Origin of the sequence: Staphylococcus cohnii species complex 1663, from assembly GCF_041008415.1 — a bacterium.
Classification (GTDB): Bacteria; Bacillota; Bacilli; order Staphylococcales; family Staphylococcaceae; genus Staphylococcus; species Staphylococcus ureilyticus.
Window position 1 is genome coordinate 77,784 of record NZ_JBFDVL010000004.1, and the last position, 16,368, is coordinate 94,151.

Annotated in this window: 18 protein-coding genes; 10 read left to right on the forward strand and 8 right to left on the reverse strand. The window is 33.4% G+C overall.

Annotation, left to right across the window (positions count from 1 at the left end; all coding sequences use genetic code 11):
* Positions 1-100: 100 nt before the first annotated feature.
* Positions 101-1,471: a CitMHS family transporter gene (locus AB1J10_RS05815; protein WP_107365201.1), complete on the reverse strand. Its 1,371-nt coding sequence runs from the start codon at positions 1,469-1,471 to the stop codon at positions 101-103.
* A 409-nt stretch (positions 1,472-1,880) separates the two neighbouring features.
* Between AB1J10_RS05815 and AB1J10_RS05820 the strand changes: the two genes are divergently transcribed.
* The 10 genes from AB1J10_RS05820 (at position 1,881) to AB1J10_RS05865 (ending at position 10,309) form a co-directional block, all read left to right on the forward strand.
* Positions 1,881-2,477 (forward strand): YdeI/OmpD-associated family protein, encoded by a 597-nt coding sequence (locus AB1J10_RS05820; protein ID WP_019470109.1) that lies wholly within the window; start codon positions 1,881-1,883, stop codon positions 2,475-2,477.
* Between the two features lie 235 nt (positions 2,478-2,712).
* Positions 2,713-3,273 carry a TetR/AcrR family transcriptional regulator gene (locus AB1J10_RS05825; protein WP_019470110.1) on the forward strand — a complete coding sequence of 187 codons (561 nt, stop codon included), beginning with the start codon at positions 2,713-2,715 and terminating at the stop codon, positions 3,271-3,273.
* Positions 3,274-3,452: 179 nt separating this feature from the next.
* Positions 3,453-4,340 carry a 3-keto-5-aminohexanoate cleavage protein gene (locus AB1J10_RS05830; RefSeq protein ID WP_019470111.1) on the forward strand — a complete coding sequence of 296 codons (888 nt, stop codon included), beginning with the start codon at positions 3,453-3,455 and terminating at the stop codon, positions 4,338-4,340.
* On the forward strand, positions 4,340-5,293 hold the full coding sequence (locus tag AB1J10_RS05835) for a 3-hydroxyacyl-CoA dehydrogenase NAD-binding domain-containing protein (RefSeq protein ID WP_019470112.1): 954 nt from the start codon (positions 4,340-4,342) through the stop codon (positions 5,291-5,293). Before AB1J10_RS05830 ends, AB1J10_RS05835 begins: the two co-directional genes overlap by 1 nt.
* A 12-nt stretch (positions 5,294-5,305) precedes the next feature.
* The gene (locus tag AB1J10_RS05840; RefSeq protein ID WP_064209301.1) at positions 5,306-5,773 is read left to right on the forward strand and encodes a thioesterase family protein; all 468 of its coding nucleotides are present in this window, start codon (positions 5,306-5,308) and stop codon (positions 5,771-5,773) included.
* 290 nt (positions 5,774-6,063) lie between these two features.
* A complete protein-coding gene (locus AB1J10_RS05845; RefSeq protein WP_019470114.1) occupies positions 6,064-7,248 on the forward strand; it encodes a betaine/proline/choline family ABC transporter ATP-binding protein in 1,185 nt (394 codons plus the stop codon).
* A complete protein-coding gene (locus tag AB1J10_RS05850) occupies positions 7,248-7,883 on the forward strand; it encodes an ABC transporter permease (RefSeq protein WP_019470115.1) in 636 nt (211 codons plus the stop codon). The genes AB1J10_RS05845 and AB1J10_RS05850 overlap by 1 nt, the downstream gene beginning before the upstream one ends.
* Before the next feature lie 15 nt (positions 7,884-7,898).
* A complete protein-coding gene (locus AB1J10_RS05855) occupies positions 7,899-8,840 on the forward strand; it encodes an osmoprotectant ABC transporter substrate-binding protein (RefSeq protein ID WP_064209302.1) in 942 nt (313 codons plus the stop codon).
* Positions 8,840-9,532, forward strand: a complete 693-nt coding sequence (locus AB1J10_RS05860) for an ABC transporter permease (protein ID WP_064209303.1) — start codon at positions 8,840-8,842, stop codon at positions 9,530-9,532. Before AB1J10_RS05855 ends, AB1J10_RS05860 begins: the two co-directional genes overlap by 1 nt.
* 15 nt (positions 9,533-9,547) lie before the next feature.
* Positions 9,548-10,309 carry an alpha/beta hydrolase gene (locus AB1J10_RS05865; protein ID WP_369003047.1) on the forward strand — a complete coding sequence of 254 codons (762 nt, stop codon included), beginning with the start codon at positions 9,548-9,550 and terminating at the stop codon, positions 10,307-10,309.
* Between the two features lie 191 nt (positions 10,310-10,500).
* Here AB1J10_RS05865 and AB1J10_RS05870 read toward each other — a convergent pair whose 3' ends face one another.
* The 7 genes from AB1J10_RS05870 to lrgA form a co-directional block, all read right to left on the reverse strand.
* Positions 10,501-11,538: an acyl-CoA/acyl-ACP dehydrogenase gene (locus tag AB1J10_RS05870; protein ID WP_107365675.1), complete on the reverse strand. Its 1,038-nt coding sequence runs from the start codon at positions 11,536-11,538 to the stop codon at positions 10,501-10,503.
* Between the two features lie 13 nt (positions 11,539-11,551).
* Positions 11,552-12,313: an ABC transporter permease gene (locus AB1J10_RS05875; protein WP_046207559.1), complete on the reverse strand. Its 762-nt coding sequence runs from the start codon at positions 12,311-12,313 to the stop codon at positions 11,552-11,554.
* Positions 12,314-12,318: 5 nt separating this feature from the next.
* On the reverse strand, positions 12,319-13,278 hold the full coding sequence (locus AB1J10_RS05880) for an ABC transporter substrate-binding protein (protein ID WP_046207560.1): 960 nt from the start codon (positions 13,276-13,278) through the stop codon (positions 12,319-12,321).
* A gap of 13 nt (positions 13,279-13,291) precedes the next feature.
* Positions 13,292-14,032: an ABC transporter ATP-binding protein gene (locus tag AB1J10_RS05885; protein WP_019468799.1), complete on the reverse strand. Its 741-nt coding sequence runs from the start codon at positions 14,030-14,032 to the stop codon at positions 13,292-13,294.
* Between the two features lie 253 nt (positions 14,033-14,285).
* Positions 14,286-14,798, reverse strand: coding sequence for a DUF4242 domain-containing protein (locus tag AB1J10_RS05890; RefSeq protein ID WP_019468800.1), 513 nt, complete (start codon positions 14,796-14,798; stop codon positions 14,286-14,288).
* Between the two features lie 363 nt (positions 14,799-15,161).
* Positions 15,162-15,863 carry an antiholin-like protein LrgB gene (lrgB, locus tag AB1J10_RS05895; protein ID WP_019468801.1) on the reverse strand — a complete coding sequence of 234 codons (702 nt, stop codon included), beginning with the start codon at positions 15,861-15,863 and terminating at the stop codon, positions 15,162-15,164.
* The gene (lrgA, locus tag AB1J10_RS05900) at positions 15,860-16,303 is read right to left on the reverse strand and encodes an antiholin-like murein hydrolase modulator LrgA (protein ID WP_046207562.1); all 444 of its coding nucleotides are present in this window, start codon (positions 16,301-16,303) and stop codon (positions 15,860-15,862) included. The genes lrgB and lrgA overlap by 4 nt, the downstream gene beginning before the upstream one ends.
* Positions 16,304-16,368: the final 65 nt, after the last annotated feature.

Below are 16,368 nucleotides of genomic sequence, written 5' to 3' on the forward strand. Positions count from 1 at the left end.
ATAAAACAGGGCGTGGAACATTGAAATGTAATTTCAGTTCGACACCCTGTTTTTTAAATTTTTGTGCAAATGTTTTTACTAAAGTCACACAGTTTAGAACTTAAAATGTAACGACTCCGATTAACATAGCGATAATTAACATGACGATGGCAAAACCCCATATCCAAAAGAACGCATACTTTATATATGTTCCCATATTTGCTTCTGCAAGCCCTATTGCTAACCATAATGCAGGTGAAAATGGACTGACAAACGTACCGATAATATTTCCAATTAACATTGCATATGCTGTTGACACAGATGACACACCAAACTGACCCGCTGTCTGTTCAACAATAGGTAAGATTGCGAAATAATAAGCATCCGTACTCGTTAATAAATCTAGTGGTACACCGAAAATACCGACAATAATGTGTAAGTATGGCCCTACGGCATTCGGTATAATGTGGATGAAGCTTACTGCTATTGCCTCAAGCATACCAGTTTCATTAAGTACACCTAAAAACATACCCGCTGCAATAATCACGGCAGCCATCATAAGTGCATTTGGCGCATGAGCCTTAAGCCTACTCATTTGTTCGTCTACATTTGGGAAGTTAATAATCAAAGCAATCGCAACACCAATCATAAATGCAAATTCAGGCGGAGCGATATTAGCTAGCATTACTACGATGATAGCGAGCGTAAGTATCACGTTAATCCAATTAATCCAAGGTTTCGTAACGGCAACACCACGAATTGGAAATTTAATATCTTGATCTCGTTCGTATATTTCAACCAATTTATGTATATCCACATCTTGTGTATTAGTTACTTCTCCCGAATTGATTTTACGTTGTATAATTGCTTTTTCTCGAAAACCTAAAAATACAGCGAATAGTAAAACTAAAATAAAACCGATAATCTGAACAGGTATAACACCATACCATAATTCATTGACATTCTTAAAATGAATTACTGAAGCTGTACGAGCCATAGGACCACCCCAAGGCACCATGTTCATAATCGATGCACTCAGTCCGAGTAACAAAAGTAGTAGATACCGATTCATATTTAGTGCTTTATACAACGGTAATAATGCTGGTATTGATAATAAAAATGTTGTGGCTCCAGCACCATCGAGTTGCGCGAATATTCCGATAAGTGCAGTTACAATACAAACAACTACAACATTACCTCTAGTAAGCAAAATCAAACGCTTTACCAATGGTTTAAATAAGCCAGCGTCACTCATGATGCCGAAGAAAATAATTGCAAAAATAAACATGATGACGACGTTAATAACTTGATCTAAACCACTATTAAAGAATTTTACTAAATCGCCTATATTGTAACCTAATATGAGTGCCCCTACACTCGGTATTAAAATCATGCCTACAACTGGACTAATACGTTTAGCAATTAGTAAACCAACAATGGAAATAATAATAATTAGCCCCATAATTGTTAGCCAAACACTCTCTTGTTGCATAAAATATCCCCTCCAAATATTAAAGCGCTTACAAAAAACTGAACAATGATTGTTCACACTTCTAAAAAGTGATTATTTATAAGTGTAACAGAGAAAAGCGAAGTGTATCAGTAATATATATAAATACTTATATAATTTTACTTATATTAAATTATAAGTAAAACAAATGTATTTTTGAATTGTATTAGTATGACAATATATAGGTTTTGTACCAGAGTAGTGCGAAGAAGATCAATAAAGGATTATCTAAATTGAGCGCGTTTAAAAATGGTTTGAAGAAATATTTTGAATTATTAAAGATATAAATAAGTATTATATTCTTAGAAAATAAGACGTTAACATGATATAAAAGATAGTATGGATTAAATGTATATATTTATAGTAAAATTAAAATAAAAGGCGGTTTTTTATGAATGAATCAATTAAAAACGATAAAGTAGATGCGTTTATTGAACGCTTAGATCAATGGCAAGATGCTTTTAAAGTATTAAGAAATATAATCAATCAAACAGAATTAACAGAAGATTATAAATGGATGCATCCTTGTTATACTTTGGACAATAAAAATGTTGTCATCATTCAAGATTTTAAACATTATTGTGCATTGTTATTTGAAAAAGGTGCCATTATGAAAGATCCATATCATACTTTAATTCAACAAACGAAAAATGTTCAAGCTGCTCGCCAGTTGAGATTTGAAAGTTTAGACGAAATAGAACAACGTAAAGATGAAATTGCTTGGTATGTAGAAGAAGCCATTAGAGTAGAAAAGTCGGGTGAAAAAGTACCGATGAAAACGACAGAAGAATTCGATATGCCTGAGGAATTGAAAAATAAATTAGAAGCTTCGTCAGAATTAAAAGAAGCATTTAATAATTTAACGCCTGGAAGACAACGTCAATATATGTATTATATAGGTCAAGCTAAACGTGCTTCAACAAGGGAAAATAGAGTTGAAAAGTATATCAATCATATCCTAGAAGGTAAAGGCATGAATGATAAGTAACCAATTAAGCTATAGCATGACTTAAGTCTTCAATGACAAAAAAGTGTTCGTGGTTGTCAAAATTTTTTAATCGTATTTTGGTTGAACCAAACCATCGTATTTATTTAAAAATAGATATCGCGTTGTTTATAAAATCCAGATTAATCTTGCAACTTTGTCATTTATCGTTTATAGTTTGCTCAAATATAAATATAGTAGATGAATCAAGTAATATTTTGTAAGAGAAGGTGTAGATATGGCAAGAGTGTCTAAACGTATTCAACTATTAGAAGCAGCAGCGGCTATCGTAAATGAGCAAGGTAGTGAGTATTTAACACTTGATGCAGTTGCTAAAAAAGCAGGTGTTAGTAAAGGTGGTTTACTGTATCATTTTAAAAATAAATTCGCATTGATACAAGGACTTGTGGATCATGCAGATGAGTTGTATCGAAATAATGTGAATGAACATGTTAAAAATGAGTCACAAGAAGTTGGCAAATTATTGCGTGCGTTTATTGAAGCTACTAGAGAACACCGTTCAGAAAATGCATCAATTACCTCTGGTATGCTGGCTGCACAGGGTATTAATAGTAATTTATTATTACCACTACAAGATACCTATAAAGATTGGCAAGAAAAAATTGAAAAAGATGGCATTGATAAAGTCGATGCAACAATCATACGTTTAGCAGTGGACGGCTTATGGTTATCGGAAATATTTGGACTAGACGCACTTGATGAAACAATGAGAGCAAAAGTTTTAGAACGACTAACATCTTATACAGAAAACAAACAAATCGAATTAAAAGATGCATGAAAAAGTTGAAATTATAAAAAAATAATAAAATTTTCGATTCGTTGAAAGTATTGATGCTATAGGGGTAAGTGATGACAAACCATCACTTATCCCTTTTTTTAGCTGTAGAAAGGGTTGAAACTAAACCGTCCGGTTGGTACACTATCAACTGTGATCAAAACTCTGTTGGAGGTTTATATATGAAAAAAGTTATGCTAACAGCAGCTTTAACAGGTGCTGGAGATACTGTAGAAAAAAATAAAAGTGTTCCTGTAACACCTCAGGAAATTGCAGATTCAGCAATTAAATGTGCGAAAGCAGGGGCTACTGTTGCACACATTCATGCACGTGACCCAGAAACAGGCGGCATAAGCCATGATGTTGAATTTTTTAAAGAAGCAGTAAGATTAATAAGAGAAGCTGATGAAGATATTATTATTAATATTACTTCAGGTGGTGGCGGAGATTTTATCCCTAACCTAGAAGATCCATATACAGCAGGTGAAGGTTCAGATATGCAAACACCTGAAGAAAGACATGAAGCGATTGGCGCATTATTACCAGAAATGTGCACACTTGATTGTGGTAGTGTGAATATGGGTGACGCTGTTTACTTAAGCCCAGCTGATTGGTTAAGAAAACAAGCACAATTAGTAAAAGATGCAGGTGTAAAACCTGAATTAGAATGCTTTGATAGTGGGCATATTTCATTTGCAAAACAATTAATTAATGAAGGTCTCATTGAAGGCGAACCCATGTTCCAATTCTGTCTAGGTATTCCATGGGGTGCTGAAAACGATGCAGAGACAATTGAATATTTTAAAACACGTATTCCTGAAAATGCACATTGGTCAGCTTTTGGTATTGGGAGAATGCAACTACCTACTGTAGAAGAAGCGGCGAAACGTGGTGGAAATGTCCGCGTAGGTTTAGAAGATAACTTGTATTTATCAAAAGGTGTTAAAGCTTCAAATGAACAACTAGTTGAACGTGCAGTTGAAATACTAAAAACATTAGATATAGAGCCAATGACACCGGCTGAAGCGCGTGAGCAATACCAACTTAGAGATCCTAAAGGAGGCAAATAATGAAATTTGCAGTTGTAGGTACGGGCGTTATAGGTAGTGGTTGGATTACGCGTATTTTAGCGCATGGTCACGAAGTAATTGCGACAGATCCCAGTGAAGGTGCTTATGAAAGCATGTTAAAACAAGTGAAACAAAACTGGCCATATGCTGAGCAACAAGGTTTAGCAGAGGGGGCGTCTTTAGAGAATTTATCGTTTACGGTAAGCTTAGAAGAGGCTGTTAAAGATGCAGATCATATTCAAGAAAATGTTCCAGAAATTGAAGAACTAAAAGCACAGGTATTATCTGAAATCGATACCTATGCACGTCAGGATGCCATTATTGGTTCTAGTACTTCTGGCATTATGCCTTCAGAATTACAACAAAATTTAAAACATCCTGAACGTTTGGTTGTTGCACATCCGTTTCACCCAGTATACATTTTGCCATTAGTTGAAATTGTACCTGGTAAAGAAACAACTGAAGCTGTCACAGTAGAAGCAGAAAAAGTGTACGAAAGCATTGGTATGGATGTGCTACATGTCAGACATGAAATTGAAGGACACATCGCAGATAGATTGATGGAGGCACTATGGCGAGAATCATTACACATTGTTAATGAAGGAATAGCAACTACTGAAGAAGTAGATAAAGCATTTACCCATGCAGCAGGTTTACGTTATGCACAGTATGGACCATTTATGACATTCCATCTTGCTGGAGGAGAAGGCGGCATGCGTCATATGTTGAAACAATTTGGTCCAGCACTGAAGAAACCATGGACAAAATTAATTGCGCCTGAACTAACTCAGGATTTATATGATAATGTGGTAAATGGTTGTGAAACGGCTTCACAAGGGCAAACGATGTCAGAATTAGATCAAAAGCGTAATGAATTCCTAGTTAAAGTGAAAGAATTAGCTGAAGCATATTGGCCAGAAGACACTGCATCAATGAAAAAGGGTATTAAATAATTGGAGGTTCATATGACTCAATTTCAATATCAAACCACTGTTAAAGATATTTGGGTCGATCATAATCAGCACATGAATGATGCTGAATATAATCGAGTATTTAGTGATGCCACAGATGCATGGTTGGCATCACTAGGCTTAGATGTGAGTACAATTAAAAAATTGAATTATACAGTGTTCACTTTAGAAAATCATGTAGTGTATTTAAAAGAAATAAGCGTAGCTGAGCTTATTACTGTGAACGTAAGTCTATATGATTATGATGCCAAGCGTTTACACGTTTTTATGACTTTAGTAGATGCTCAAAATAACCGTTGTGCAACATATGAAGTAATGCTTATGGGCATGGACACTACAATAGGCAGACCTGCAGCTTTCCCTGAACAAATAAAAAATGCTATAGATGATTATGCTAAAGTTGGAACAATTCATGAAGCGCCAAAAGAATTAGGTCGACTGATTGGCATAAAACGAAAATAATATTTTTGAAACATTGTTTTGAGCTATTGAATTGATAATTAATTTCAATAGTTTAATTAACAAAACTTAAGGTTATAAATTGTTTATTTTCATTTGTTGAGTTATCTTAATAGATATAGGATGAAAAAAAATTAGTCAAAATTGATATTTTTGACCAACACATGAATAAAGTAGGGCTAGTTGTGCTACATGTTTTTACTTATTTTCGGATTTGTATAACATCCACAGTTAGCCCTATATTTATAAATGAAATGTTAAATGAAAATACAAAAATAGAAAGGAATTAACACATGTTAAGTATAAAAAACTTATCTAAAGTCTATGGTGGCACAAAAAAAGCTGTAGATAATATATCATTGGAAATCGAATCTGGTGAATTTATAGCGTTTATCGGTACAAGTGGGAGTGGGAAGACCACTGCTTTAAGAATGATAAATAGAATGATAGAAGCTACAGAAGGCGAAATTGCAATCAATGGTAAAAATGTGCGCAAAATGAACGCCGTTGAATTACGTAGAAAAATTGGTTATGTGATTCAGCAAATTGGCCTAATGCCTCATATGACCATTAAAGAGAATATAGTCTTAGTACCTAAATTATTAAAATGGTCTGATGAAAAGAAAGAAAAAAAAGCTAAAGAATTGATAAAATTAGTAGATTTACCAGAAGAATACTTAGATAGATATCCTTCACAATTGTCTGGAGGACAGCAACAACGTATTGGTGTTGTGCGTGCTTTAGCAGCTGAACAAGATGTTATTTTAATGGATGAGCCATTCGGTGCGTTAGATCCAATTACGAGAGATACATTACAGGATTTGGTTAAAGAACTGCAACAAAAATTAGGTAAAACATTTATTTTTGTCACACATGATATGGATGAAGCGATTAAATTGGCAGATAAAATTTGTATTATGTCTGAAGGAAAAGTCGTTCAATATGATACACCAGATAATATTTTACGACATCCTGCAAACGATTTCGTACGTGACTTTATTGGTCAAAATAGATTGATTCAAGATAGACCTAATATGAGAACCGTCAAAGATGCAATGATCCGACCAGTAACTGTACATGCAGATAGTTCATTAAATGAAGCGGTTAAGGTTATGAGAGATCGACGTGTCGATACATTATTTGTCGTAGGTAATAATGATAGATTACTTGGATATTTAGATATAGAAGATATTAACCAAGGTTTACGAGCTCATAAAGAACTTATTGACACAATGCAACGTGATATATACAGAGTAAGAGTAGATAGTAAATTACAAGATACGGTGCGTACGATATTAAAACGAAATGTAAGAAATGTACCAGTTGTAGATAGTGATGAAGAGACATTGATTGGACTAGTTACAAGAGCAAACTTAGTTGACATCGTTTACGATAGTATTTGGGGCGAGTTAGACGAAGATGTTAGTGCACAAAAAAATGCTATTGTTGAGCCCGATAATGTAGGAGCTGATAAGTAATGAAAGATTTTGTAGAGCAGTATGGTGGTCAACTGATATCAAAAACCGTTGAACATTTCTATATCTCAATCATCGCTTTGTTAATTGCTATCGTCATCGCTGTACCATTGGGTATTTTATTATCAAAAATGAAAAGAACATCTAATATTGTGCTAACTATTGCTGGTGTGTTACAAACGATACCAACATTAGCAGTGTTAGCAGTCATGATTCCAATCTTTGGTGTGGGTAAATTACCTGCAATTGTAGCTTTATTTATTTATGTATTATTGCCAATCTTAAACAATACTGTATTAGGTGTGCAAAACATAGATGATAACATTAAAGAAGCAGGCACAAGTATGGGTATGACACGTTTTCAATTAATGAAAGATGTGGAATTACCGTTAGCCTTACCGCTTATACTAGGAGGTATTCGTTTATCTTCTGTTTACGTAATTAGTTGGGCAACTTTAGCCAGTTATGTAGGCGCAGGTGGTTTAGGTGATTTTGTATTTAATGGATTAAACTTGTATGACCCATTAATGATTGTAAGTGCAGCAGTATTAGTGACTGCTTTAGCATTGATTGTAGATTTCCTACTGTCACTAGTAGAAAGATGGGCTGTACCTAAGGGATTAAAAGTATCCAGATAATTTAAGGAGGACATTATGAAGAAATTGAAACAATATTGTATTGTGCTTGTGTTGTGTCTGACGGTCTTATCTGGATGTAGTTTACCAGGATTAGGTAGCAACAGTTCAGAACAAGATATTAAAATCACAGCACTTGCAACAAGTGAATCACAAATTATGTCTCATATGTTGAGACTGTTAATAGAACACGATACAAATGGTGAAATTAAACCCACTTTAATTAATAATTTAGGATCAAGTACCATTCAACACAATGCGTTAGTAAATGGTGACGCGAATATGTCAGGTGCTAGATATAATGGTACTGATTTAACTGGTGCCTTAAATGAAGATCCAATTAAAGATCCTAAAAAAGCTATGAAAGCAACTCAAGATGGTTTCCAAAAAAAATTCGACCAAACCTTCTTTAACTCTTACGGTTTTGCTAACACATACGCATTTATGGTCACTAAGGAAACAGCAGAAAAATATAATTTAGAAACTGTATCTGATTTGAAAAAACATCCTGAACTTAAACTCGGTGTAGATAGTTCTTGGTTAAACCGTGAAGGTGACGGTTATCCTGGATTTACAAAAGAATATGGTTTTAAATTTGATACTATCAGACCAATGCAAATTGGTTTAGTATATGATGCATTAAACTCTAATAATTTAGATGTAGCTGTAGGTTATTCAACGGATGGACGTATTGCAGCATATGACTTAAAAGTTTTAAAGGATGATAAACAATTTTTCCCACCATATGATGCAAGTGCGGTTGCTACGAATGAATTGTTAGATAAACATCCAGAGTTAAAACCAATCATCAATAAACTAGACAAAAAAGTTTCCACATCTGAAATGCAAAAACTTAATTATCAAGCAGATGGTGAAGGACAAGAACCAGCAGTCGTTGCTGAGAACTTCTTAAAAAAACATAATTATTTTGAAAATGATAAGAAAGGTGGTCAAAACTAATGGAAGGTAATTTATTACAACAATTAGTAGAATATTATTCAGTCAACTATGGCTACCTTTGGGATTTATTTTTAAAACATTTATTAATGTCTGTTTACGGTGTACTCTTTGCATCTATTGTTGGTATTCCAATTGGTATCATAATTGCAAGATATAGTAAGTTTTCTGGTGTTATTATTACTATCGCGAATATTATTCAAACCGTTCCGGTTATTGCAATGTTAGCGATACTCATGCTTGTCATGGGATTAGGTACTACTACAGTCGTGGTAACGGTATTTTTATATGCGCTATTACCGATTATAAAAAATACTTATACAGGTATAATGGGTGTTGATGTGAATATTAAAGATGCTGGTAAAGGAATGGGTATGACGCGAAATCAAGTATTAAGAATGATTGAGTTACCTTTATCACTCTCAGTCATATTAGGTGGATTAAGAATTGCACTGGTTGTTGCAATTGGTGTTGTAGCAGTTGGTTCATTTATTGGTGCACCTACATTAGGTGACATCGTTATCCGAGGAACAAACGCTACAGATGGTACAACGTTTATCTTAGCTGGTGCGATACCAATCGCATTAATCGCTATTATTATAGATGTCGGTTTAAGATTATTGGAGAAACGTTTAGATCCTGCACATAAAGCAGAAAAAAGAGGTAAAACTAAGCCGCAAAGTATTAATGAATAGAAGGTCGTGAAATCATTGGCACTATTATCGATTAATTACAATTCAAAGACAATAGGTATGCATCATCATTTTATGGTAATTCTTCCAGAGGATGAAAGTTATTTCAAAAAAGGTACACAGCCTAAACCACTAAAAACACTATTATTACTGCATGGTTTGTCTAGTGATGAAACTTCGTATATGCGTTACACAAGTATAGAGCGCTATGCGAATGAGCATCAACTTGCAGTTATTATGCCTAATGCAGATCACAGTGGTTATAGTAATATGGTTTTTGGTCATAAGTATTATGATTATGTGCTAGAAGTACTTGATTATGCACATCAAATTTTACCTTTGTCACAAAAGAGAGAAGATAATTTTATCGCTGGTCATTCCATGGGAGGTTACGGAACAATCAAGTTTGCATTAGCTGAGGGACATCGATTTGCAAAGGCTTGTCCCTTATCGGCAGTATATGATGCTCAGACGTTCATGGATTTTGATTGGTACGATTATTCTGGAGAAGCAATTGCAGGTGTTTCAAAAAATGCTACAGGTAATGACTTGGACCCATATTATTTAGTTGACCAGGCAATTCAACAAGGTAAAGAGATACCAGATTTATTAATTATGTGTGGTACAGAAGATGCACTACATGAAGATAATAAAAAATTTATTAAATATCTAGATGAAAAGCAAATTTCATATTGTTTTGAGGATGGGCCAGGTGAGCATGATTATGCTTATTGGGACTATGCTATCAAACGTGCTATAGACTGGTTAGTAAAAGGGTAATATATGGTGACTCATATCACTAAGTAACGTTTAAAGTCGAGACGACGAAATCAATTTAAATACAAAAATGGCCAATCCACTTGATGATAGGGATTGGCCATTTATTTTTATATTAGACGATCATTTTATATCATTGTCGAATTTTTCATGTTGTCATCGTGTGTCTATGATTTTTCATCTATACTCGTATACTAAACTGTAGTGCGGTATTCTTCTTCTAATTTTCCTAAATGTCTCAACGTAGGTGTAAGCGCAGCGAAAAAGAAACCTTCTTTCAATTTACGAGCTTGTGGCGCACGTGGAGAATATGCTCTAGAACCACCGTTTACCATCGAAGCTTGATTTACTTCTAATAATAGGTAACCAGCTTCTTTTTTAATTTTGATCAGTTCAGCAAAATTATCGTCTAAATCATCGCTTTCAATAATATGATAAAACGCGTTTTTAAGCTGTTTATATTGGTTTTCATACGCATTGATATCGAATTCTAAATATTTATTGATGCCATTTTGTGCGTCAGAAAATTTATGAATTAAATCTAACGAAGCTCTGATTGAACCGAGCGCTATAGGAATTTGTAAAGCTACAAATTGTGGTCGAATGGCAGAAGCAAAACTTTTTGCTTCTTTTGTTATAATTTGTGATTCAGGGATCTCTACGTTTTTCATTTCAATAGCAAATGTAGCCGACCCATTGACACCTAAGAAATTTGATTTTTCATCTAAAGTTATACCTTTTTGATTCGCTTTTACAATAAACATCACTAACTCATCTGTATCATTTGCTTTAGAAATTGCTCCAAAATAATGATCAGACGCAATATTACTTATTGCAGGTAATTTGCCATTAATAATTAATGTGTTGTCATTATAATGATGTGTTAAATTGAATGATTCTAAATCGTTAAAAGATTTCATAGGGTTAGATAAACCTGTTGCTCCTAAAATTTCTCCATTTAACAACTGTTGCTGTAAAGTTTTATTTAAATGTGGTTGATTTGCGTGTTGTAAATAAGTTGAAAATGCTAATTGACACCATAGACAAAAACCTGTAGTTAAGCAGGATTTTGAGACTTCTTCAATGACTTCTAGATTATTTTTTAAGTCATTTTCAGAAAAATAGCCATCTCTAAATAAGCCTTGAATGAATGGTCGTGGGTAATAACTCCCTTCATCAATTTCAATAACATAGGGATCTAATTCTGTTTCAATACGTTTTTGTAAAGTCATATAAATTACTCCTTTATTCTCCAAATCTGATTAAAATTAATTTTTCTAAATAACTAATTATTCTATCTATCAAAAATCCAAAGAGTCCAATAAAGAAGATCGCTGATAATACATCTTCCAAATTTAACATATTACGCGCATCTACGATTAAAAATCCTAGTCCAGATTGGGCTCCAATCATTTCACCTGAAACTAAGAAAATCCAACTTGTTCCCACTGCCATGTGAATACCAGCCATAATATGTTTAAATGAAGCGGGGAATAAGATGTTACGATATAACGTCCAACCACTTAAATTCATATTTGACGCAATTTTTAAGTATTGTGGCTCAACATTCCTAACGCCTTTAATCGTACTAAATACAATCGGGAAAAAAGCAGCGATAAAGATGATAGCCATTGCTGGTAAACTACCAATACCAAACCATAAAACAACAAATGGCGACCAAGCTATAGGTGAAATAGGTCGTATAAGTTGAAATAACGGCTCTATTGCAGTGTGCAATAAGGTGCTTCGACCTAAAATAAAACCTGTTGGGACACCAATTAAAATTGCGATACTAAATCCAATAAAAAATCGAAATAAACTGATGCCCAGATGGGTAAATATTTCCCCGGTAATAATAAAATGCCAAATGCTCTGTGCTACTAGGATAGGACCTGGGAGTAATATCGGTTTATAATCTCCAATCCAAATGACACATTGCCAAATAAATAAGAAAAGTATAAATGTTAGTATAGGTAAAGTTTGCTTTTTAATTAAATTACCTGACATGCTGCTTATGCCTCCTTATACAATGTTGGATCAACGAATGATTTATAAGATGGTGTTTCGAAAAGTTGATGTTGGTTAATCAACTGTGTAATTTTTTGATAACCATCTTCATTAATTGATAAATTGCCATATGATGTCCATTCTGCGGATTGTTCCAATACTTTTCTATCTTGTTTAAAGTGCTTAGACATAATATCAACACTTTGTGATTTATCATTCATTCGATATCCAGCTTTTTTATAATCAGATATAAAACTTTGAGCAACATGTTTTTGATCTTTTATTAAGTCAGTTCTAAGTACTAAAGCACAACAGTATGCATCGGGAATCACTTCATTACCATGTTTTAAAGTTTTTCCTTTGCCTAACTTTTCTCCTAATGCGCCAAAAGGTTCGGCCACAGAATATCCAGAAATTCTATGTTCATTTAGGGCAGCTGGCATTTCTGCTGGAGCCATTTCATGATAACTGAATGTTTGAGCATTCAAATTTAATTGTTTTCTCATTTCTTCCAATAATAAGTAGTGTGTTGAATAACGATGAGGGATGGCAAATCGATATTGATGCTCATTATTAAAATTGTTTACCGTTTCACCTTTTTGTCCCATAATGACGTTACCTTCGTGGTGTCCTAGCGCAACTGCTTTAATATCAGCACCCTTTTGTTTAGATTTCATAGCTAATTCTATTAAGGTTGATGCGCCATCAATTCTCCCACTATTTAATGCATCCATAAGATCTGGCCAATTATTAAACTTAATTAATTTTAATTTATAACCATTATGTTTAGCTTGTGCTTTTACTTTTTGAGTCATCATTAAGTTAGCAGAATGTGTAATGGGCAAATAACCAATTTTTAAAGTCTTTTGCGGTTGATTATGTTGATTATTCTTCTGTATAGATTGATTATTACATGCACTTAGTATAAGGATCATAATTATTGGAAAGATGATTATTTTTTTCAATAGTTACAACTCCTTATATGTAATATTCAGGTTCTGCTTGATGGTGGTTTAATGCGAATTTTTCCATAATATTATTTCTTAAAGTTAATAAATAACTATCATTTCTATTTCTTGGATGTGATTGTTCAATTGAATATTGGCTTATAATATTACAGCCATCGCCGAGTAAGATAATGTGATCAGAAAGGTAAATGGCTTCATCAATGTCATGCGTAACTAATATAATCGTAGCTGTAGATTGTTTTTGGAGTTGTACAAGTTGATCTTGTAATTTATAACGTGTAAAAGCATCCAGTGCGCCTAATGGTTCATCCATCAATATGACTTTGGGTTGATGGACTTGTGCACGGCAAAGTGCTACGCGTTGTTTCATTCCTCCAGATAATTGCTCTGGAAACGTCTTTCCTTTATGATCTAAATCAACATATTTTAAATAATTATTGATTTCACCATCACTCATTTCGCGATTTAATCCTAAACGAATGTTGTCATTAATGTTTTTCCACGGCAGTAAATTATGATGCTGAAAAATCATTAAACAATCAGGTGATGGATTTTGTTTTAATTGATCTTCAATTTTAACAGTACCTGAGGAAGGTGTTAAAAATCCGCCTATAATGTTTAACATGGTAGACTTTCCACAACCACTTTTACCTAGAAAAGTAACTATTTTACCTTTTTCAATATTTAAATTAAAATCATCGATAACACGATGGTCTCCAAATTGATGTTGGATGTGATTAATGCGAATCATGGCAACACCTCTATTATTCCTATCTAATTAATATGTTTTTTTTGATGAAAAAAAAGCGGCAGAAATCTAAAATGTATCATTTGATTTCATATTGCCGCTCCTTGAATAGTGTTTAGGTTATTTATAAGTTTACCCCAATTTTTAGCTTAAATAAGATTGTTAGCTAGCAATGGCGTGACGAGTATGATACATACTTATAAATAACTTTTGCTAACTAAACCTATGGAATTATAAATATAAAGAGAAAGTTTAGTTATAATTTTTCAATGTCATCAATAGGTGTATCTACAGCTTTTCTTGCACGACGAACGGCGTCTTCATCAGGTGCATCATATAAGCAGATACATTTTGACATATCTTCACATACATAAGTACGTTGGAATTGAACTTCAGGGACTTCTTCATAGTGGACAGAATTTTTCTTTTTACGCGCTAAATATTGATCCATTGTGATACCTTCTGGGATGTTCCACGTAACAAGATAATCAACGTGTGCATCACCTTTTTTAACTTCTTCTAAGTCTTTACCTACTAAACGTACTTCTTTAACTAAATTAATGTTGATAGATGCATCTTCAAGAAATTGTTTAGCTTCTGTATCACTGTTCGCTTCTACAATAAAATAGCCATGTGTTAAATCTTCTGTTGCTTGTACTTCAATTAATGTTGGTACTTCACCAGTAGTGAGTTTTGCTGCTTTATCTTCTAAGTCTTTTTTAGACTTTGCGAAATCAAGATTATTTGCTTCGAGTAAATATAATGTCATTTATATAGAACCTCCAATGTTTATAATAAATGCATAGTACTATAATTCTTATCAAAATACAAGGATATAAAAGGATGTTATTTTAATTTTCTGATAATTGTTAAAAATTATATTCTATGTAAAGTAAAATCTTTCGGGAAACATGTAACGTTAATTTTTAAAAAATTTCAAAACGTATATAAAATGATATAAACATTTATATTTAAGTAAACTGTATTAAATATAAGAAAAACGGGGGGAGAAAATTTTAGGTTTCATAAAACTAAAGAAAACGTCAACTTCTATATTTATCATAGAAATTGACGCTTAAGCTTGAGCAAGCATTGTTTATGTTCTAACTTTTTATCGTTGTGATTTTAGATATTATAGTAAGACTGTTGCTAAAATTGGTGCAACAACGACTACGATTACACCTACGATTACTAGTGAAATAGAGGCCATTGAAGCTTCTGTCTCACCAAATTCTTGTGCAGATGACACTCCTAATGAATGGCCACTTGTACCAAGTGCGAGCCCACGAGCAATAGGGTTTGTAATGTTAAATAATTTAATGAGTTTGGAACCTAAAGCATAAATAATGACACCATTTAAGATTACTGCCAATGATGTTAGTTCTTTAATACCACCAATATCGGCTGATACTGGTAAAGCAATGGCAGTGGTAGCACCTTGTGGTAACATAGATGCAATGATTTCATTTGAAAATTGGAAAGCACTTGCAATGAAATAGATAAATACCAAAGCAGCTGTCGTTCCGAAAGCAATACCACCAAGGATTTGTTTCCAATATTTCTTAAGCACGTCACGTCTTTTATATAACGGAATCGCAAAACAGATAGTTGCAGGTTCTAAAAAGAAATTGATGATGTCGCCACCGATTTTATAATTTGCATAATCTATACCTGTTAACTTTAGAAATGCTATACCGAAGACCATGCTGACAAATAATGGTGTAAATAAAAAGAAGCCATTCGTCTTCTTGAATAATATCGTTGCTACGATAAAAGGTATAATAGATAATAAAATTCCAAAATATGGTGTGTTAATGCCTAAATGTTCAATCATAATTTTTCCTCCGCTAACTGTTTAGGTTTTCTTTTCTTAGGTATAAATGATTTTGTAATTAACATTTGTGAGAAAAATCCTGTGCATAGTAATAATAAGATTGTAGAAATGATAATTAGCAATATAATCAAGATCGGACTTTGGCTTAATACGCCTAAAGAATTAATAACTGAAATACCTGCAGGTACAAATAAGAAACCTATATTATTTGTTAGCGTCGTACCCACTTTTTCAACTTCCCCAAGTTTAACAATACCTGTACATAAAGCGATAAATAATAAGACTAGACCTATCACTGATGCTGGCATTGGAATAGGCATGAAACTTTCGATAATATTTGATAAAAGCATGATGATTGCCAGCACTAGTACTTGATGAAAAAAGTTATACGTTTTTGAATGACTAGGCTGCTTCTCAGCTTGTTTTTTGTTTGTTTCCATAATGTATTTCCTCCCGAATTAATCTTGAGTTAATTATAATATGAAAACGGTTGCTACTAGTCGTT